Below are 22,452 nucleotides of genomic sequence, written 5' to 3'. Positions count from 1 at the left end.
CTTTGTATCCTGACGGGACAAAAGAGCATAGGCCATAGCCAACCGATATATCGGGTGAAGATTGGTACTTCGCCACTGCGTATCTGACGTTGATGAACAAAGACACGCCGCGTCGCTGCAACGAATTGCGCGAGATGTTCGATGCACTGCGCTGGATCATGCGCGCGGCTATCCCGTGGCGTTTGTTGCCCAATGACTTTCCGCCGTGCGGCAGTAATGTCCATATGGCGGTCGATATCTTCGAGCAGTTGCTTGCTTCGCATGCAATGCCGGCCAACGAACAGGAGCATGCTCCGGTCGGAGAATTGGCGCGCCAGATTCAGCACGCCAAAGGCCAGACGGTCAAGGTTGCGTTCGCCGATCAGGGATATACCTGCGAAGAGCCTGCAGAGGCCGCACTCGACGAAGAGATCGAGTCTCAGATAATCAAGCGGACTGAGGCGAAAAATGGCTTCGTGCCGTTGCCGTGCCGCTGGGCGGTCGATCACGGCTTCGGCTGGCTCAACCACTTCCACCGACTGGCAGGAGACCAAGGGCAATTCCCCGAAACCCTGGTCGGCCTTTCTGTCGTACTCCCCGTGTTTATGCCTATCCACTTCGTACTCCTTAACAAAAGTGCTTTCTAACACCACAAGCGCTTCCCCGTTGAGGACAAGCTCAATCCCAGTTCCCTGTTGATATATGCAATGCACGCGCGGCGTGAGATAGTGAAGAACCTGCGGCTCGACAACCGGTCATGTTGGATCAAATGCCCCCATTGATGAAAGACGCGTCCAGAGGCCTCATTCTCTAACCGGGAATGGATATCCACGCCGTACTATTGAGTTGCGCTCCCCGCCGGTCGACCCGCTTCACATCACCGCTAGCACTGCAAAGTGATCGTCTCTATTTGCTCATGATGTCAGCACCATTTTCCCGTTGCAGGTTGGCCGACAGCCTTGAATCGGAGTAAGTGTGCCACTGGTTCGAGCTTGAAAAGCATTACCATATTCGAGCAAGGCCAATGCAAATCTCGCGTTCTCTTGACTATCGCGATCGCCGCCCGCCAGTAGGCCCGGCGCTCGACCAAGACTGTTTTAAGTCAGGATGCAAGCACTCTGTTTTTAGCCAGAAGAGATACTTTTTCCAACACAGAAATGGCACGTTCTACTAGATATTCAGCGCTGTTATCTCTCTCGCAAACGGCCTCCACAATTAACCGCGCGCTAAGACTCATTCGCAGCGCAGAAACAGGAACCCCATCGATCTCGCCACATAAAACGGGTTGGCCCAATTCGCAACGCGCGGACAATATTTTCCGTCTTACTCCGCGCGCCCTCCCACCAAGGTCTGCTTTCATTCGATTGAAGATTTTGGTGGTCTCCTCCGCGCGCAGCGGCCTTCTTCGGTTATCAAACTCGAACAAGACGAAAGGAAAAATCGTTGGTATCTGATCCCACGTCGCATGGTTTTCCGTTGGACGGCGCTGCAAGGCGGGTTGTTCCAGGAGACTAAGCTGTTGCGAGTTACTCATCCATGATGTAATAGCGTTATAGAAGTTCTCCACGACCTTTCTGATACCTTCCGTGGGGATGCTGTGAAAAGCCCGCAGTTCAGCGAGGGCAGCCTCCCACCGCAAAAGCAATCCAAAGTTGCTTGCATTGTGAAGCGACATGATGCCATTCCAATGTAGCGGCCACTCTGCGCGCGCACTATTGACGCGAAGTGCCGGATCGACCGGCCGCTTCATCAATCTGCATGCTGCGTCTGCCGGAACCAGCAACATTGCGGAAAATGGAGGGCCGTTAAAAAACTTTGATCCAGTAATGATGACAATACTATCCGCACGGAGGTAACTTACTAACGTGCTCGATGCCAGCCTGAATTGAGAGGCATCGATGACAGTCTCGATGATGTTTGGCCAGCGCCGCTTGAGTTCGAGGACGCGATCTGGGCTGGGGCCCAACACGCCGGTCTTGGAGACGTCGGTTAATACGATCAAAATGCGCTCATACTGCTTTACAGCACTCGATACCGTTGCTTCAAGTTCGTCATCAACCGCAGTAATGGATCGGAGACTGCCGTTCTGTGAGCGAATTGCTATCGACTCGACGTCATTGACATCGCCGAAATCTCCCACATTCTCATCGTCCATCGCGGGCGGATAGCGATGATATAAGGCGCCCGCCAAAGCGCGCGCGACACCGCTCCCCGTCTCTTCCGGTTGAACCATGATCGCCAACGTTGTGCGAGAGCTGGTCCCGGCCACCAGTCTTGCGACAAGCATGTGAGCATCTGTGCCGGAAGCGGATACAATAGCCTCCAACCCAGATAGTTCTCCTAAGCCACACAGGTCGATAAATTCACTACGCAGCCTCGACATCTCCTCCAAATAAACATCCGCCGGATTTCTCTTCCGTAAGCTACTCAAGAGATGAGAGCGTAATTGTTGCGCAGCAGAGTAGCCAGATAGGGAGATAGTAGATGCCGTGGCGGAGCCAAATGCTAACAGTCCTGTATCTGGTATCGGTCGCCCCCCGTATTTGTTGATCATTGTGGCGGTGTCGAGTTCGATCCGCGGGTCCCCTCCTTGCGTTAGGGCTTCGAAAGTCGACGGGAGGTAACTGTCGAGATGGTGCGAGCGCGTTGTCATAGCGTCAGGGCCCTATTGTTCGCGGAGTGGTGTGCCGCTTAAGCATACGGAAAGCGCGCGTGCAAGAATCCGGCGGTTTTCCGGCACGGCCATCATTGTCACGTGATCGCCGGGAATCGGTATGGCGTGAATGGCCTCGGGATTTAGAACTCGGTCCCAGCCATGCATGGGTGCGATCTTCTTAGCCTCCGTTGCATCCGGAGTACACCCAGCCCGGAAATTCTGGGGAAGCTCAGATGCATAGAACTGGTGGATTTCGACTTGCAGGGATGGAACCTGATAATTCAGTAACGCGTGCTGGAAATGGATATACGTTTCGGCGGTTTCGTAGAAATCCCCTTCTACAACTATCGCCCCGATTTCCTGTGCCTTTTGGAGTAGTTGCGAGACAGAACTGTTCCTAGCGCAGCGCTGTAGCAGTTCGAATCGTTCATCGTCCAAAGACTCCAGAGGTTCAAATACCATTTCCAGTATTATTTCGGCATCCGATTTTTTCGGAGAATTTGCTGGCAGCGGGGCATCGATAAGACCCAGAAAGGACACCGTTTCATCAAAGCGCAGCAACTGCTGAGCAATCGCATAAGCTAGGATCGCACCGGACGAATATCCGGCAATCCGGTAGGGAGCTCGTGGCTGAATCTTCTTCATCGTCAATAGTGTATATGTTGCGATCTCCTCAAGAGTCAGTGAACGATCTTTGAAGGAGGGCCATGGCAGAGCGTAGATTGGACTATCCACTTCCATTTCTTTTGCCAAAGTGAAGACATACGAATAATCTCCATAGCCTGTCGGAACAAAGAACACGGGAGGCTGAGTTCCCGCCAAACGAACCGGCAACACTCCAGGGACATGACGCTCCATGGCCATCTCGGCCCTGGAGGCAAGGTCCTGCAGGACGGGGGCTTCGAAGAGATCGAGAGCGCTTAATTTCATTCCGCCATCCAGTGCTCGGCTGAGCAGCCGCACGGCCAGCAGTGAATGACCGCCCAGCTCGAAGAAGTGGTCATGCCGACCGACCCGCTCCAGACCCAGCAGCTCCGCCCACAGCTGCGCCAGCACCGTCTCGAGCTCCCCGCGCGGCGCCTCGTAACCCCGCCGCGCATACGCATCGTCAGCCGGCGCCGGCAGCGCCCGCCGGTCCAGCTTGCCGTTGACCGTCAGCGGCAGCGCCGCCAGCGGCACGAACGCCGCCGGCACCATGTAGTCCGGTAACTGCCCCACCAGATGCGCGCGCAGCGTCGCCGCAAGCTGCGCTTCCTGCGCCTCCTCTGCGGCCACCACATAGGCCACCAGCTGCGGCTCGCCGGCCCGCTCCTCGCGTGCCACCACCACCGCCTCGCGTACCCACGCATGCCCGCACAGGTGCGCGGCCACCTCGCCCGGCTCGATCCGAAAGCCCCGGATCTTGACCTGCTCGTCGGTGCGCCCCAGAAACTCCAGATTGCCATCCGGCAGGTACCGCGCCAGGTCCCCCGTGCGGTACATCCGTGCGCCCGGCTGCCCACTGAACGGATCGGCCATGAACCGCTGCGCGCTCAGCTCCGCACGGTTCAGGTAGCCGCGCGCCACCCCCGCCCCGCCAATGTAGAGCTCCCCCACCGCCCCGAACGGCACCGGCTCTCCATGACCGTCCAGCAGATAGATCCGAAGATCGGGAATGCGCCTTCCGATCAGACCACCCGGTCCGGACGAGTCAGACTGGCCAAGAGACCGATAGGTCACATGCACGGTCATTTCCGTGATGCCGTACATGTTGATCAGTTGTGGCGCGTGACCGGAATATCTCCCAGACCATGACCTGAGCATCGACGGGTCGAGCCTCTCACCACCAAAGATCACGTATCGAAGTCGGTTCGGAACACGGCTGTGAGACTCCACATCCATCAGGGCTCTAAAAGCTGAGGGGGTCTGGTTCAGAACTGTGACGCCATATCTGCGGATTAGCTCATCGAATGCTGAAGGCGCGCGAGCAACATGCCCGGGCACGAGCACCACACAGCCGCCATGGCGTAGCGCCCCCCACAACTCCCATACTGAGAAATCGAACGAGAAGGAATGGAACAGACACCATACGTCGCGTTCATTGAAGCCAAACCAGTGCTGCGTCGCCTCGAACAAACGAACAATCTGGGCATGCTCAACCATCACGCCCTTGGGCGTGCCGGTGGAGCCCGACGTGTAGATCACATAGGCCAGATGACGTGGACCCAGGCCCAGCGCGCGCGCATCCGGATCCGATGACGGCTGCCCGGCCCACGCCGGTGACTGCGCCTCCAGCTCCACCAGCCCCACGCCAGCGAGCGCCTCCCCGCCCAGCGCCGCACACCCCGCCGCATCGGCCAGCACCAGCCGCGGCGCCGCCTCCCCCAGAATCTGCCGCAGCCGCGCGCCCGGATACGCCGCATCCAGCGGCACATACGCACCCCCCGCCTTCAGGATCGCCAAGAGCCCCACCACCATCGCCGCGCTGCGCTCCACGCAGATCCCCACCGGCTCGTCCGGCCTCACCCCCAGTCCGACCAGATGGTGCGCCAGCCGGTTGGCCCGCGCGTTGAGCTCGCCATAGCTCAGTCTCTCGTTCTCATGCACCAGCGCCACCGCCTCCGGTGCCCGCCGCACCTGCGCCTCGAACAGCTCGTGGATGCACCGCTCCGACGGATACGCCACCTCCGTGCGGTTCAGCTCCTCCAGCAGATACCGGCGCTCCGCCGCCGGCAGGATGTCGATGCGCTCCACCGGCTGCCCCGCGTCCGCAACCATCGCCCGCAGCAGCGCCAGCAGATAATCCCGCTGCCGCCTGACCGTCGACTCATCGAACAGCGCCGTGGCATAGCCCAGCGTGCCCACGATCCTCCCGTCACACTCGCCGACGTTCAGCTCCAGCTCGAACCGGACCTGCCCGGGCGCATTGTCCACCACCTCCTCCACGCCCAGCCCGGGAAGATCGAGCCGCCCCAGCGCGTTGTCCTGCCAGGCCAGCATTACCTGGAACAGCGGCGTGTGATCAAGCGCCCGTGGCGGCTGCACGATCTCCACCACCTGCTCGAACGGCAGGTCCTGATGCTCCTGCGCCCCCAGGGCCGTGCGCCGTGTCCGCTCCAGAAGCGTCGCCACGTCCGGCCCGCCCGACAGATCCATCCGGAGCGCCAGCGTGTTCACAAAAAAGCCGATCAGCTCCTCGATCTCGCGCCGGCCGCGGTTGGCACTCGGCACCCCGATCACAATGTCGTCCTGCCCCGACAGACGCGAGAGCACCGCCGCCCAGCCCGCCAGCACCGTCATGAACAGCGTCGTGCCATGCTCACGGCCCAGCCGCCTGAGTTCCCGCGTGAGCTCCGCATCGATCTCCACCGGCACCGTGGCGCCGGCAAACGACTGGCGCGCCGGGCGCGGCCGGTCCGTCGGCAACGCGAGCATGGACGGCGCGCCTGACAGGGCCTCGCGCCAGTACTGCGCCTGACGCTGCAGCCGCTCCCCGGAGAGCCATTGCCGCTGCCAGGCCGCATAATCGGGATACTGGATCGCCGGCACCGGCAGGGGATCGGCCTGTCCGGCCACGAACGCCCGGTACAGGCTGCCCAGTTCCCGTACCAGCACCCCCACCGACCAGCCGTCCGAGACGATGTGATGCTGCGTCAGCAGGAAGACATGCTCCTCCTCCGACAGCCGGATCAGGCGCCCCCGGACCAGCGGCCCGCGCGCCAGATCAAAGGGTGTGCACGCCTCTTCGGCGCACAGCGCCACAAGCGCCGCCGCTGCATCCGGCCGCTCCCGCAGGTCGTGCTCCAGCACGGGCAGGCCCGTGCCGGGCGGCAGGATCTCAACCCGGGGCCCCTCCTCCGCATCAACGAAGACGCTGCGCAGCGCCTCGTGGCGCGCATACAGCTGATCGAGGCTGCGTCGCCACGCCGCGCGATCCAGCCTGCCCTGCAGCCGCCAGCCCAGCGGAACGTGGTAGCGGGCGCTGTCTTTGTCCAGCTGTGCCAGAAACCACAGCCGCTGCTGCGCAAACGACAGCTCAAGCGGCGCCTGGCGCGATACGGCCACAATCGCCGGCAGGTGTTGGGGACCGGAGCGGCTCAACACCTCGACGATATTTGCGGCAAGATCGCCCAGCACCGGCCGCGCGAACAGCATCGCCAGCGACAGTTCCACACCCGCAATCTGCGACAGCCGGCTGAGCAGCCGCACGGCCAGCAGCGAATGGCCGCCCAGCTCGAAGAAGTGGTCATACCGACCGACCCGCTCCAGACCCAGCAGCTCCGCCCACAGCTGCGCCAGCACCGTCTCGAGCTCCCCGCGCGGCGCCTCGTAGCCCCGCCGCGCATACGCATCGTCAGCCGGCGCCGGCAGCGCCCGGCGGTCCAGCTTGCCGTTCACCGTCAGCGGCAGCGCCGCCAGCGGCACGAACGCCGCCGGCACCATGTAGTCCGGCAGCTGCCCCACCAGATGCGCGCGCAGCGTCCCCGCAAGCTGCGCTTCCTGCGCCTCCGCTGCGGCCACCACATAGGCCACCAGCTGCGGCTCGCCGGCCCGCTCCTCGCGCGCCACCACCACCGCCTCGCGTACCCACGCATGCCCGCACAGGTGCGCGGCCACCTCGCCCGGCTCGATCCGAAAGCCCCGGATCTTGACCTGCTCGTCGGTGCGCCCCAGAAACTCCAGATTGCCATCCGGCAGGTACCGCGCCAGGTCCCCCGTGCGGTACATCCGTGCGCCCGGCTGCCCACTGAACGGATCGGCCATGAACCGCTGCGCGCTCAGCTCCGCACGGTTCAGGTAGCCGCGCGCCACCCCCGCCCCGCCAATGTAGAGCTCCCCCACCGCCCCGAACGGCACCGGCTCTCCATGACCGTCCAGCACGTACACCCGCGTGTTCGCAATCGGACGGCCGATCGGAACGTGGTGCTGGCCATCGAAACCAGCAGGTACCGGATAGCAGAGAGTGAAGGTGGTGTTCTCTGTTGGCCCGTAGCCATTTGATATCCGCAGCGTCGGATGCCGGCTCTTGCATGCCTTAATGGAAGCGGCTGAAACCTCTTCGCCTCCGACCAGCAGTTGCTGCAGCGAACCGGTATTTCGCCCCTCCCCTACATACAGATCAAATAACCGTGCGGTCATCCAGGCAATGGTGACACCCTCGTCCCGGATGATCCGGCTCAACGTTGATGTCGAGATATAACGTCCGGGATAGAGCATCACCCTGGCGCCATTCGCCAAGGCGCCCCAAACCTCGAACGTCGTCGCGTCGAACGTCGGCGAGGAGGCGTTGAGAAAGACGTCCTGCGGCGAGATTGCGACGAAATCGTTCCCTGCCACCAGCCTGACCACCCCCTGATGTTCAACCATCACGCCCTTGGGCGTGCCGGTGGAGCCCGACGTGTAGATCACATAGGCCAGATGACGTGGACCCAGGCCCAGCGCGCGCGCATCCGGATCCGATGACGGCTGCCCGGCCCACGCCGGTGACTGCGCCTCCAGCTCCACCAGCCCCACGCCAGCGAGCGCCTCCCCGCCCAGCGCCGCACGCCCCGCCGCATCGGCCAGCACCAGCCGCGGCGCCGCCTCCCCCAGAATCTGCCGCAGCCGCGCGCCCGGATACGCCGCATCCAGCGGCACATACGCACCCCCCGCCTTCAGGATCGCCAAGAGCCCCACCACCATCGCCGCGCTGCGCTCCACGCAGATCGCCACCGGCTGGTCCGGCCTCACCCCCAGTGCGACCAGATGGTGCGCCAGCCGGTTGGCCCGCGCGTTGAGCTCGCCATAGCTCAGTCTCTCGTTCTCATGCACCAGCGCCACCGCCTCCGGTGCCCGCCGCACCTGCGCCTCGAACAGCTCGTGGATGCACCGCTCCGACGGATACGCCGCCTCCGTGCGGTTCAGCTCCTCCAGCAGATACCGGCGCTCCGCCGCCGGCAGGATCTCCAGCTCCCGCACCGGCGTGTGCGGCGAGCGCTCCAGCAGGCCCGCCAGATGCTCCAGCGCATGTTGCATGTAACCGCAGATACGCTCTGCTGAAACCGGCTCGACCGCTTCCGCCGTCAGGCCCAGCGCCTGCCCACAGTCTTCCACCGACAGGGTCAGGGGATAGTTGGTGCGCTCCTGCGCACCCAGCCACTCGATGCCGCCCAGGACATCGTCCGCGGCGCCGCCCTGAAGCGCCGCCAGCGTATTGTGGCGATAGTTCAGCAGCGCGCTGAACAGCGGCGCAGGCGCCGCAACGCCGCTGCAACGCTGCGCCAGCGCCAGCGGGGCATGCTCATGCGTGAGCAGCTCCGCCAGCCGCGCGTGCGTGCGGCGCACACTCTCCTCGACCCCGCTTCCATCCAGGTCGAGCCGCACCGGCAGCGTGTTGATGAACAGGCCCATCGCCCGGTCCACACCGCTGCCACCATGCATGCGCCCGAACAGCACCGTGCCGAACACCACCTGCTCGCGCCCGCTGCTGCGCGCCACCACCTGCGCCCACGCCAGATGGCACAGGCTGGCCAGACTCACCCCCAGCCGCCGCGCCTGCTCCCGCAGCCGGTCGTTGAGCGTCTGCGGCAGCATCCGTTGCGCCTCACGGGTTCCGCTGCCGTCGCCGCGCACCTCGCCCAGCCCGAACGGCAGCGTCGGCCCGTCGATGTCCGACAGCATCTCCCGGAAGAACTGCTCATGCGCCTGCTCTCCCACACCCAGCCGCGCCTGCGCTATCAGGTTACGGAATGGCTGCGGCTCGGCCAGTTCGTGCGCGCGTCCCGCCAGCACGCTCCGGACCTCCGCATGCATTACCTCTGAGGTCGTGTGATCGCCGATCAGATGATGCTGCAGCTCCAGCAGCAGCCAGCGCCCGCTACCCGGCTCCCGGGCCGTCACAAACCGTATCAGTGGCGCCCGCCCCAGATCGATGCGCTGCCCGCGCGGATCGAACCGGCCCCGCAGCTGCTCGTGAGCCGGCCCGTCAGCCTCGTCCAGTTCAACCTCCACCACCTCCAGCCGCGCCTGGCGCCACACCACCTGCACCGGACTGGACAGCCCCTCCCACACAAACGACGTGCGCAGGATATCGTGCCGGTCCACCACCCGCTGCACTGCCGCCAGATAGCGCTCCAGCAGGTCACGACCGGCAAATGCCATCTCCCGGACCAACAGATAGGGATCGCCCTCGCTGGCCAGCAGATGATGGAACAGGATGCCCTCCTGCAGCGGCGACAGAGCATAGATGTCCTGGATGTTGGCCAGCCCCCCGGGCACCGTGGCCACCACCCGGTCGATCTCCGGCTGGCTCAGCCCGATGAGCGGCAGCATCCCCGGGGTGATCGCCGTACTGTGCGCGGTGATCAGGTTGGCGGGGACCGCGACCTCCTGATGGCGGCCTAGGCTGGCCGCCAGATCGGCCAGCACCGGCCGCGCGAACAGCATCGCCAGCGACAGTTCCACACCCGCAATCTGCGACAGCCGGCTGAGCAGCCGCACGGCCAGCAGTGAATGGCCGCCCAGCTCGAAGAAGTGGTCATGCCGACCGACCCGCTCCAGACCCAGCAGCTCCGCCCACAGCTGCGCCAGCACCGTCTCGAGCTCCCCGCGCGGCGCCTCGTAGCCCCGCCGCGCATACGCATCGTCAGCCGGCGCCGGCAGCGCCCGGCGGTCCAGCTTGCCGTTCACCGTCAGCGGCAGCGCCGCCAGCGGCACGAACGCCGCCGGCACCATGTAGTCCGGCAGCTGCCCCACCAGATGCGCGCGCAGCGTCCCCGCAAGCTGCGCTTCCTGCGCCTCCGCTGCGGCCACCACATAGGCCACCAGCTGCGGCTCGCCGGCCCGCTCCTCGCGCGCCACCACCACCGCCTCGCGTACCCACGCATGCCCGCACAGGTGCGCGGCCACCTCGCCCGGCTCGATCCGAAAGCCCCGGATCTTGACCTGCTCGTCGGTGCGCCCCAGAAACTCCAGATTGCCATCCGGCAGGTACCGCGCCAGGTCCCCCGTGCGGTACATCCGTGCGCCCGGCTGCCCACTGAACGGATCGGTCATGAACCGCTGCGCGCTCAGCTCCGCACGGTTCAGGTAGCCGCGCGCCACCCCCGCCCCGCCAATGTAGAGCTCCCCCACCGCCCCGAACGGCACCGGCTCTCCATGACCGTCCAGCACGTACACCCGCGTGTTCGCAATCGGACGGCCGATCGGAACGTGCGTCGATACAGCGCATTCGCTCGGAATTTCGTAAAAGGTGCAACCCACAACCGTTTCGGTCGGCCCGTATTCATTCACCATCCTGGCGCCAGGCTGAACCCTGCGCCACAACTCGACTGTTGAATGCGACAGCGCCTCACCACCGATAACAAGCAGGTCAATCTGGCTGGTCATCGGGCCCGCCAGCATCTGTTGTCCAAGCGCGTCCAGATGGCTCGGGGTAATGTTGACCAGCCCGCATGCCGAACTGGCCTGTACCTTTAGTCCCGCGACCTCATCGCGTTCCCGTACCAGCCGTGCATGACCACCGCAGATCAGCGGTGCAAACAGGCTGTTGACCGTCGCATCGAACGCCAGGGAAGAAGAAACGATCGAGGATGATCGTGGCGCGTAAGCTTCACAGGCCCACGCAAGATAATTGGCCACTGCACGATGTTCAACCATCACGCCCTTGGGCGTGCCGGTGGAGCCCGACGTGTAGATCACATAGGCCAGATGACGTGGACCCAGGCCCAGCGCGCGCGCATCCGGATCCGATGACGGCTGCCCGGCCCACGCCGGTGACTGCGCCTCCAGCTCCACCAGCCCCACGCCAGCGAGCGCCTCCCCGCCCAGCGCCGCACGCCCCGCCGCATCGGCCAGCACCAGCCGCGGCGCCGCCTCCCCCAGAATCTGCCGCAGCCGCGCGCCCGGATACGCCGCATCCAGCGGCACATACGCACCCCCCGCCTTCAGGATCGCCAAGAGCCCCACCACCATCGCCGCGCTGCGCTCCACGCAGATCCCCACCGGCTGGTCCGGCCTCACCCCCAGTGCGACCAGATGGTGCGCCAGCCGGTTGGCCCGCGCGTTGAGCTCGCCATAGCTCAGTCTCTCGTTCTCATGCACCAGCGCCACCGCCTCCGGTGCCCGCCGCACCTGCGCCTCGAACAGCTCATGGATGCACCGCTCCGACGGATACGCCACCTCCGTGCGGTTCAGCTCCTCCAGCAGATACCCGCGCTCCTGCCCCGGCAGGATCTCCAGCTTCCGCACCGGCGTGTGCGGCGAGCGCTCCAGCAGGTCCGCCAGATGCTCCAGCGCGCACTGCATGTAGCCGCAGATACGCTCCGCAGAAACCGGCTCGACCGCTTCCGCCGTCAGGCCCAGCGCCTGCCCACAGTCTTCCACCGACAGGCTCAGGGGATAGTTGGTGCGCTCCTGCGCACCCAGCCACTCGATGCCGTCCGGGACATCGTCGCCCACCGCCCCCTGAAGCGCCGCCAGCGGATTGTGGCGATAGTTCAGCAGCGCGCTGAACAGCGGCGCAGGCGCCGCAACGCCGCTGCAACGCTGCGCCAGCGCCAGCGGGGCATGCTCATGCGTGAGCAGCTCCGCCAGCCGCGCGTGCGTGCGGCGCACACTCTCCTCGACCCCGCTTCCATCCACGTCGAGCCGCACCGGCAGCGTGTTCATGAACAGGCCCATCGCCCGGTCCGCGCCCGTGCCACCATGCATGCGCCCGAACAGCACCGTGCCGAACACCACCTGCTCGCGCCCGCTGCTGCGCGCCACCACCTGCGCCCACGCCAGATGGCACAGGCTGGCCAGACTCACCCCCAGCCGCCGCGCCTGCTCCCGCAGCCGGTCGTTGAGCGTCTGCGGCAGCATCCGTTGCGCCTCACGGGTTCCGCTGCCGTCGCCGCGCACCTCGCCCAGCCCGAACGGCAGCGTCGGCCCGTCGATGTCCGACAGCATCTCCCGGAAGAACTGCTCATGCGCCTGCTCTCCCACACCCAGCCGCGCCTGCGCTATCAGGTTACGGAATGGCTGCGGCTCGGCCAGTTCGTGCGCGCGTCCCGCCAGCACGCTCCGGACCTCCGCATGCATTACCTCTGAGGTCGTGTGATCGCCGATCAGATGATGCTGCAGCGCCAGCAGCAGCCAGCGCCCGCTGCCCGGCTCCCGGGCCGTCACAAACCGTATCAGTGGCGCCCGCCCCAGATCGATGCGCTGCCCGCGCGGACCGAACCGGCGCCGCAGCTGCTCGTGAGCCGGCCCGTCAGCCTCGTCCAGTTCAACCTCCACCACCTCCAGCCGCGCCTGGCGCCACACCACCTGCACCGGACTGGACAGCCCCTCCCACACAAACGACGTGCGCAGGATATCGTGCCGGTCCACCACCCGCTGCACTGCCGCCAGATAGCGCTCCAGCAGGTCACGACCGGCAAATGCCATCTCCCGGACCAACAGATAGGGATCGCCCTCGCTGGCCAGCAGATGATGGAACAGGATGCCCTCCTGCAGCGGCGACAGAGCATAGATGTCCTGGATGTTGGCCAGCCCCCCGGGCACCGTGGCCACCACCCGGTCGATCTCCGGCTGGCTCAGCCCGATGAGCGGCAGCATCCCGGGGGTAATCGCCGTACTGTGCGCGGTGATCAGGTTGGCGGGGACCGCGACCTCCTGGTATCGGCCAAGGCTGGCCGCCAGATCGGCCAGCACCGGCCGCGCGAACAGCGTGCGCACCTCTACCCCCAGCGAGCGCTGCCGCAGCCGCTCCATCAGTTGCACGGCCAGCAGCGAGTGGCCGCCCAGCTCGAAGAAGTGGTCATGCCGACCGACCCGCTCCAGACCCAGCAGCTCCGCCCACAGCTGCGCCAGCACCGTCTCGAGCTCCCCGCGCGGCGCCTCGTAGCCCCGCCGCGCATACGCATCGTCAGCCGGCGCCGGCAGCGCCCGGCGGTCCAGCTTGCCGTTCACCGTCAGCGGCAGCGCCGCCAGCGGCACGAACGCCGCCGGCACCATGTAGTCCGGCAGCTGCCCCACCAGATGCGCGCGCAGCGTCCCCGCAAGCTGCGCTTCCTGCGCCTCCGCTGCGGCCACCACATAGGCCACCAGCTGCGGCTCGCCGGCCCGCTCCTCGCGCGCCACCACCACCGCCTCGCGTACCCACGCATGCCCGCACAGGTGCGCGGCCACCTCGCCCGGCTCGATCCGAAAGCCCCGGATCTTGACCTGCTCGTCGGTGCGCCCCAGAAACTCCAGATTGCCATCCGGCAGGTACCGCGCCAGGTCCCCCGTGCGATACATCCGTGCGCCCGGCTGCCCACTGAACGGATCGGCCATGAACCGCTGCGCGCTCAGCTCCGCACGGTTCAGGTAGCCGCGCGCCACCCCCGCCCCGCCAATGTAGAGCTCCCCCACCGCCCCGAACGGCACCGGCTCTCCATGACCGTCCAGCACGTACACCCGCGTGTTCGCAATCGGGCGGCCGATCGGAACGTGCGTCGATACAGCGCATTCGCTCGGAATTTCGTAAAAGGTGCAACCCACAACCGTTTCGGTCGGCCCGTATTCATTCACCATCCTGGCGCCAGGCTGAACCCTGCGCCACAACTCGACTGTTGAATGCGACAGCGCCTCACCACCGATAACAAGCAGGTCAATCTGGCTGGTCATCGGGCCCGCCAGCATCTGTTGTCCAAGCGCGTCCAGATGGCTCGGGGTAATGTTGACCAGCCCGCATGCCGAACTGGCCTGTACCTTTAGTCCCGCGACCTCATCGCGTTCCCGTACCAGCCGTGCATGACCACCGCAGATCAGCGGTGCAAACAGGCTGTTGACCGTCGCATCGAACGCCAGGGAAGAAGAAACGATCGAGGATGATCGTGGCGCGTAAGCTTCACAGGCCCACGCAAGATAATTGGCCACTGCACGATGTTCAACCATCACGCCCTTGGGCGTGCCGGTGGAGCCCGACGTGTAGATCACATAGGCCAGATGACGTGGACCCAGGCCCAGCGCGCGCGCATCCGGATCCGATGACGGCTGCCCGGCCCACGCCGGTGACTGCGCCTCCAGCTCCACCAGCCCCACGCCAGCGAGCGCCTCCCCGCCCAGCGCCGCACGCCCCGCCGCATCGGCCAGCACCAGCCGCGGCGCCGCCTCCCCCAGAATCTGCCGCAGCCGCGCGCCCGGATACGCCGCATCCAGCGGCACATACGCACCCCCCGCCTTCAGGATCGCCAAGAGCCCCACCACCATCGCCGCGCTGCGCTCCACGCAGATCCCCACCGGCTGGTCCGGCCTCACCCCCAGTGCGACCAGATGGTGCGCCAGCCGGTTGGCCCGCGCGTTGAGCTCGCCATAGCTCAGTCTCTCGTTCTCATGCACCAGCGCCACCGCCTCCGGTGCCCGCCGCACCTGCGCCTCGAACAGCTCATGGATGCACCGCTCCGACGGATACGCCACCTCCGTGCGGTTCAGCTCCTCCAGCAGATACCGGCGCTCCGCCGCCGGCAGGATGTCGATGCGCTCCACCGGCTGCCCCGCGTCCGCAACCATCGCCCGCAGCAGCGCCAGCAGATAATCCCGCTGCCGCCTGACCGTCGACTCATCGAACAGCGCCGTGGCATAGCCCAGCGTGCCCACGATCCTCCCGTCACACTCGCCGACGTTCAGCTCCAGCTCGAACCGGACCTGCCCGGGCGCATTGTCCACCACCTCCTCCACGCCCAGCCCGGGAAGATCGAGCCGCCCCAGCGCGTTGTCCTGCCAGGCCAGCCCCACCTGGAACAGCGGCGTGTGATCAAGCGCCCGTGGCGGCTGCACGATCTCCACCACCTGCTCGAACGGCAGGTCCTGATGCTCCTGCGCCCCTAGGGCCGTGCGCCGTGTCCGCTCCAGAAGCGTCGCCACGTCCGGCCCGCCCGACAGGTCCACCCGGAGCGCCAGCGTGTTCACAAAAAAGCCGATCAGCTCCTCGATCTCGCGCCGGCCGCGGTTGGCACTCGGCACCCCGATCACAATGTCGTCCTGCCCCGACAGACGCGAGAGCACCGCCGCCCAGCCCGCCAGCACCGTCATGAACAGCGTCGTGCCATGCTCACGGCCCAGCCGCCTGAGTTCCCGCGTGAGCTCCGCATCGATCTCCACCGGCACCGTGGCGCCGGCAAACGACTGGCGCGCCGGGCGCGGCCGGTCCGTCGGCAACGCGAGCATGGACGGCGCGCCTGACAGGGCCTCGCGCCAGTACTGCGCCTGACGCTGCAGCCGCTCCCCGGAGAGCCATTGCCGCTGCCAGGCCGCATAATCGGGATACTGGATCGCCGGCACCGGCAGGGGATCGGCCTGTCCGGCCACGAACGCCCGGTACAGGCTGCCCAGTTCCCGTACCAGCACCCCCACCGACCAGCCGTCCGAGACGATGTGATGCTGCGTCAGCAGGAAGACATGCTCCTCCTCCGACAGCCGGATCAGGCGCCCCCGGACCAGCGGCCCGCGCGCCAGATCAAAGGGTGTGCACGCCTCTTCGGCGCACAGCGCCACAAGCGCCGCCGCATCCGGCCGCTCCCGCAGGTCGTGCTCCAGCACGGGCAGGCCCGTGCCGGGTGGCAGGATCTCAACCCGGGGCCCCTCCTCCGCATCAACGAAGACGCTGCGCAGCGCCTCGTGGCGCGCATACAGCTGATCGAGGCTGCGTCGCCACTCCGCGCGATCCAGCCTGCCCTGCAGCCGCCAGCCCAGCGCAATGTGGTAGCGCGGACTCGCTTCGTCCAGCTGCGCCAGAAACCACAGCCGCTGCTGGGCAAACGACAGCTCAAGCGGCGCCTGGCGCGATACGGCCACAATCGCCGGCAGGTGTTGGGGACCGGAGCGGCTCAACACCTCGACGATACTTGCCGCAAGATCGCCCAGCACCGGCCTGGCGAACAGCGTCGACAGCGGCAGTTCGACCCCAACAGCCTGCGACAGCCGGCTCGACACCTGTACCGCGAGGAGCGAGTGGCCGCCGAGCTCGAAGAAGTTGTCGTGGCGTCCGACCCGCTCGACCCCGAGAAGCTCGGCCCAGATCTCTGCCAGCGCCGTTTCGACTGCGCCCTGCGGCGCCTCATAGGTCGCCCGCGCATACGCATCGTCAGCCGGCGCGGGCAGTGCCTTGCGGTCGAGCTTGCCGTTCACCGTCAGCGGCAACTCCGATAGCCGCATGAACGCCGACGGCACCATGTAGTCCGGCAGCCGCGCACTTAGGTGCGCGCGCAAGGTGTTGGCAAGGTCACGGCCATCCAGCCCATCCGATTGAGCTTCGGGCGCACACACCACATAGGCGATAAGATGCTTGTCGCCGGCGCGGTTCTGTCGCGCCACCACCACCGCCTCGCGCACAAAGGCGTGCTCGCCAAGCCGCGCCGCGATCTCGCCCGGCTCGATGCGGAAGCCGCGGATCTTCACCTGCTCGTCATTGCGGCCCAGGAACTCCAGATTGCCATCCGGCAGGTACCGCCCCAGGTCCCCCGTGCGGTACAGCCGATCGCCCTCCACAAAGGGACTGGCGATGAACCGCTCTGCTGTCAGCTCGGGGCGGTTCAGATAGCCCCGCGCCACTCCCGCCCCGCCAATATAAAGCTCGCCCACCGCACCAAACGGCACCGGCGCGCCATGACCGTCCAGCAGATAAACCCGCGTGTTCGCAATCGGACGGCCGATCGGGACCACTGACCCATTAAAATCAGCCGGGCAATTCCAGGCCGTTACGTCGATAGCAGCTTCCGTGGGACCATATAGATTGTGCAGACCGGTCCAAGGTAATACGCACCGAACCTTCTGCGTTAGGGAAGCAGAAAGCGCCTCACCACTACACACGAGACGCTGCAGGGAGGTGCAGCGATCAACGCCCTTCGTGTCCATGAAGCTGGCCAGCATGGATGGTACAAAGTGTGCGGTGGTGATGCGTTGGCCGATTATCAGGTTTACAAGCGCATCCGGGTCTTTGTGTACACCAGGAACCGCCAGCACCAGGGTTGCCCCTTCAAGCAAGGTCCAGAAGAATTCCCAGGCAGAGACATCGAAGCTAAACGGGGTCTTCTGCAAGACGACGTCAGCCGTATTGAGTGCATAGGCCTTTTGCATCCAGATCAGGCGATTGATAACCGCTCGATGCTCATTCTGTACCCCCTTGGGAGTTCCGGTTGAGCCTGAGGTGTAGATCACATAGGCCAGATGGCGGGACGTGAGGCCAAGCGTGCGCGGCTCCGGGTCCGAAGGCGGCTGCTCGCCCCAGACCGGCGTGGCCGTCTCCAGATCGACCGCTATCACATCGGTCAGCACCTCGGGGCCGAGTGCGGCGCGGCCGGCCGCATCGCAAAGCAGCAGCTGCGGAGCGGCATCGCCCAGCACCTGGCGCAGCCGCGCGCCCGGATACGCCGGATCCAGCGGCACATACGCACCCCCCGCCTTCAGGATCGCCAAGAGCCCCACCACCATCGCCGCGCTGCGCTCCACGCAGATCCCCACCGGCTGGTCCGGCCTGACTCCGAGTGCGACCAGATGGTGCGCCAGCCGGTTGGCCCGCGCGTTGAGCTCGCCATAGCTCAGTCTCTCGTTCTCATGCACCAGCGCCACCGCCTCCGGTGCCCGCCGCACCTGCGCCTCGAACAGCTCGTGGATGCACCGCTCCGACGGATACGCCACCTCCGTGCGGTTCAGCTCCTCCAGCAGATACCGGCGCTCCGCCGCCGGCAGGATGTCGATGCGCTCCACCGGCTGCCCCGCGTCCGCAACCATCGCCCGCAGCAGCGCCAGCAGATAATCCCGCTGCCGCCTGACCGTCGACTCATCGAACAGCGCCGTGGCATAGCCCAGCGTGCCCACGATCCTCCCGTCACACTCGCCGACGTTCAGCTCCAGCTCGAACCGGACCTGCCCGGGCGCATTGTCCACCACCTCCTCCACGCCCAGCCCGGGAAGATCGAGCCGCCCCAGCGCGTTGTCCTGCCAGGCCAGCATTACCTGGAACAGCGGCGTGTGATCAAGCGCCCGTGGCGGCTGCACGATCTCCACCACCTGCTCGAACGGCAGGTCCTGATGCTCCTGCGCCCCCAGGGCCGTGCGCCGTGTCCGCTCCAGAAGCGTCGCCACGTCCGGCCCGCCCGACAGATCCATCCGGAGCGCCAGCGTGTTCACAAAAAAGCCGATCAGCTCCTCGATCTCGCGCCGGCCGCGGTTGGCACTCGGCACCCCGATCACAATGTCGTCCTGCCCCGACAGACGCGAGAGCACCGCCGCCCAGCCCGCCAGCACCGTCATGAACAGCGTCGTGCCATGCTCACGGCCCAGCCGCCTGAGTTCCCGCGTGAGCTCCGCATCGATCTCCACCGGCACCGTGGCGCCGGCAAACGACTGGCGCGCCGGGCGCGGCCGGTCCGTCGGCAACGCGAGCATGGACGGCGCGCCTGACAGGGCCTCGCGCCAGTACTGCGCCTGACGCTGCAGCCGCTCCCCGGAGAGCCATTGCCGCTGCCAGGCCGCATAATCGGGATACTGGATCGCCGGCACCGGCAGGGGATCGGCCTGTCCGGCCACGAACGCCCGGTACAGGCTGCCCAGTTCCCGTACCAGCACCCCCACCGACCAGCCGTCCGAGACGATGTGATGCTGCGTCAGCAGGAAGACATGCTCCTCCTCCGACAGCCGGATCAGGCGCCCCCGGACCAGCGGCCCGCGCGCCAGATCAAAGGGTGTGCACGCCTCTTCGGCGCACAGCGCCACAAGCGCCGCCGCTGCATCCGGCCGCTCCCGCAGGTCGTGCTCCAGCACGGGCAGGCCCGTGCCGGGCGGCAGGATCTCAACCCGGGGCCCCTCCTCCGCATCAACGAAGACGCTGCGCAGCGCCTCGTGGCGCGCATACAGCTGATCGAGGCTGCGTCGCCACGCCGCGCGATCCAGCCTGCCCTGCAGCCGCCAGCCCAGCGGAACGTGGTAGCGGGCGCTGTCTTTGTCCAGCTGTGCCAGAAACCACAGCCGCTGCTGCGCAAACGACAGCTCAAGCGGCGCCTGGCGCGATACGGCCACAATCGCCGGCAGGTGTTGGGGACCGGAGCGGCTCAACACCTCGACGATATTTGCGGCAAGATCGCCCAGCACCGGCCGCGCGAACAGCATCGCCAGCGACAGTTCCACACCCGCAATCTGCGACAGCCGGCTGAGCAGCCGCACGGCCAGCAGTGAATGGCCGCCCAGCTCGAAGAAGTGGTCATGCCGACCGACCCGCTCCAGACCCAGCAGCTCCGCCCACAGCTGCGCCAGCACCGTCTCGAGCTCCCCGCGCGGCGCCTCGTAGCCCCGCCGCGCATACGCATCGTCAGCCGGCGCCGGCAGCGCCCGGCGGTCCAGCTTGCCGTTCACCGTCAGCGGCAGCGCCGCCAGCGGCACGAACGCCGCCGGCACCATGTAGTCCGGCAGCTGCCCCACCAGATGCGCGCGCAGCGTCCCCGCAAGCTGCGCTTCCTGCGCCTCCGCTGCGGCCACCACATAGGCCACCAGCTGCGGCTCGCCGGCCCGCTCCTCGCGCGCCACCACCACCGCCTCGCGTACCCACGCATGCCCGCACAGGTGCGCGGCCACCTCGCCCGGCTCGATCCGAAAGCCCCGGATCTTGACCTGCTCGTCGGTGCGCCCCAGAAACTCCAGATTGCCATCCGGCAGGTACCGCGCCAGGTCCCCCGTGCGATACATCCGTGCGCCCGGCTGCCCACTGAACGGATCGGCCATGAACCGCTGCGCGCTCAGCTCCGCACGGTTCAGGTAGCCGCGCGCCACCCCCGCCCCGCCAATGTAGAGCTCCCCCACCGCCCCGAACGGCACCGGCTCTCCATGACCGTCCAGCACGTACACCCGCGTGTTCGCAATCGGGCGGCCGATCGTTTCAACGACCGCCTCCCCCCTTGCCATGCAGGTCCAGGTCGAATACGTCGTTGTTTCGGACGGTGCGTACAGGTTGCAGATCTTCTCTGCGCCACTGCTGCTGAACACTCTGCCGATCAGGCTGGCAGGCAACCGCTCACCCGCCAGGTTGATTACGCGCGCCGATGCCGGCACGGCCTGCTGGTCGAGCAGCGCCGCCATCGCCGAGGGGACCGTGTTGATCAGCGACACATCCAGAGGCGTATGTGCCAGCGCCAGCGCATCCTCGACAAGATAGAGTGTGCCTCCCTGCGACAGCGTAACGAAGCACTCATAGACCGACAGGTCGAAGCCGATCGAGGTAGAGAACAGCATGCGGCTGGTCTCGGATTCCGCAAACACGCTGCGGCTCCAGTGCAGCAGGTTCACGGTGCTGCGGTGCTCGACCATGACGCCCTTGGGCGTGCCGGTGGAACCCGACGTGTAGATCACATAGGCCAGATGGTGCGGGCCCAGGCCCAGCGCGCGCGCATCCGGATCCGATGACGGCTGCCCGGCCCACGCCGGCGACTGCGCCTCCAGCTCCACCAGCCCCACGCCAGCGAGCGCCTCCCCGCCCAGCGCCGCACGCCCCGCCGCATCGGCCAGCACCAGCCGCGGCGCCGCCTCCCCCAGAATCTGCCGCAGCCGCGCGCCCGGATACGCCGCATCCAGCGGCACATACGCACCCCCCGCCTTCAGGATCGCCAAGAGCCCCACCACCATCGCCGCGCTGCGCTCCACGCAGATCGCCACCGGCTGGTCCGGCCTCACCCCCAGTGCGACCAGATGGTGCGCCAGCCGGTTGGCCCGCGCGTTGAGCTCGCCATAGCTCAGTCTCTCGTTCTCATGCACCAGCGCCACCGCCTCCGGTGCCCGCCGCACCTGCGCCTCGAACAGCTCGTGGATGCACCGCTCCGACGGATACGCCGCCTCCGTGCGGTTCAGCTCCTCCAGCAGATACCGGCGCTCCGCCGCCGGCAGGATGTCGATGCGCTCCACCGGCTGCCCCGCGTCCGCAACCATCGCCCGCAGCAGCGCCAGCAGATAATCCCGCTGCCGCCTGACCGTCGACTCATCGAACAGCGCCGTGGCATAGCCCAGCGTGCCCACGATCCTCCCGTCACACTCGCCGACGTTCAGCTCCAGCTCGAACCGGACCTGCCCGGGCGCATTGTCCACCACCTCCTCCACGCCCAGCCCGGGAAGATCGAGCCGCCCCAGCGCGTTGTCCTGCCAGGCCAGCATTACCTGGAACAGCGGCGTGTGATCAAGCGCCCGTGGCGGCTGCACGATCTCCACCACCTGCTCGAACGGCAGGTCCTGATGCTCCTGCGCCCCGAGGGCCGTGCGCCGTGTCCGCTCCAGAAGCGTCGCCACGTCCGGCCCGCCCGACAGATCCATCCGGAGCGCCAGCGTGTTCACAAAAAAGCCGATCAGCTCCTCGATCTCGCGCCGGCCGCGGTTGGCACTCGGCACCCCGATCACAATGTCGTCCTGCCCCGACAGACGCGAGAGCACCGCCGCCCAGCCCGCCAGCACCGTCATGAACAGCGTCGTGCCATGCTCACGGCCCAGCCGCCTGAGTTCCCGCGTGAGCTCCGCATCGATCTCCACCGGCACCGTGGCGCCGGCAAACGACTGGCGCGCCGGGCGCGGCCGGTCCGTCGGCAACGCGAGCATGGACGGCGCGCCTGACAGGGCCTCGCGCCAGTACTGCGCCTGACGCTGCAGCCGCTCCCCGGAGAGCCATTGCCGCTGCCAGGCCGCATAATCGGGATACTGGATCGCCGGCACCGGCAGGGGATCGGCCTGTCCGGCCACGAACGCCCGGTACAGGCTGCCCAGTTCCCGTACCAGCACCCCCACCGACCAGCCGTCCGAGACGATGTGATGCTGCGTCAGCAGGAAGACATGCTCCTCCTCCGACAGCCGGATCAGGC

General features: G+C 66.4%; 3 protein-coding genes (1 of these 3 running past the window's edge). 1 reads left to right on the top strand and 2 read right to left on the bottom strand.

Translation table 11 applies throughout. The annotated features are described in order from the left end of the window. Positions 1-47: 47 nt before the first annotated feature. Positions 48-626 carry a transposase gene (locus tag QFZ91_RS24245; RefSeq protein WP_429569126.1) on the top strand — a complete coding sequence of 193 codons (579 nt, stop codon included), beginning with the start codon at positions 48-50 and terminating at the stop codon, positions 624-626. Positions 627-1,081: 455 nt separating this feature from the next. On the opposite strand, the gene QFZ91_RS24240 is transcribed toward QFZ91_RS24245, so the two are convergent. Together QFZ91_RS24240 and QFZ91_RS24235 are read right to left on the bottom strand one after the other, a co-directional pair. Next, entirely contained in the window at positions 1,082-2,533 is a 1,452-nt protein-coding gene (locus QFZ91_RS24240) for a hypothetical protein (RefSeq protein ID WP_429568753.1), read from the bottom strand. A 111-nt stretch (positions 2,534-2,644) separates the two neighbouring features. Continuing rightward, positions 2,645-22,452 carry the 3' portion of a non-ribosomal peptide synthase/polyketide synthase gene (locus tag QFZ91_RS24235; RefSeq protein WP_429568752.1) on the bottom strand. Its footprint extends 487 nt past the window's final position, so the window shows 19,808 of its 20,295 coding nt (coding positions 488-20,295); the start codon falls outside the window, past its right edge; its stop codon occupies positions 2,645-2,647.

Source organism: Paraburkholderia sp. JPY419, assembly GCF_050435705.1.
Lineage (GTDB): Bacteria > Pseudomonadota > Gammaproteobacteria > Burkholderiales > Burkholderiaceae > Paraburkholderia > Paraburkholderia youngii.
The sequence above is the reverse complement of the archived record's forward strand: the minus strand, read 5'-3'. Positions and strand labels throughout refer to the sequence as shown.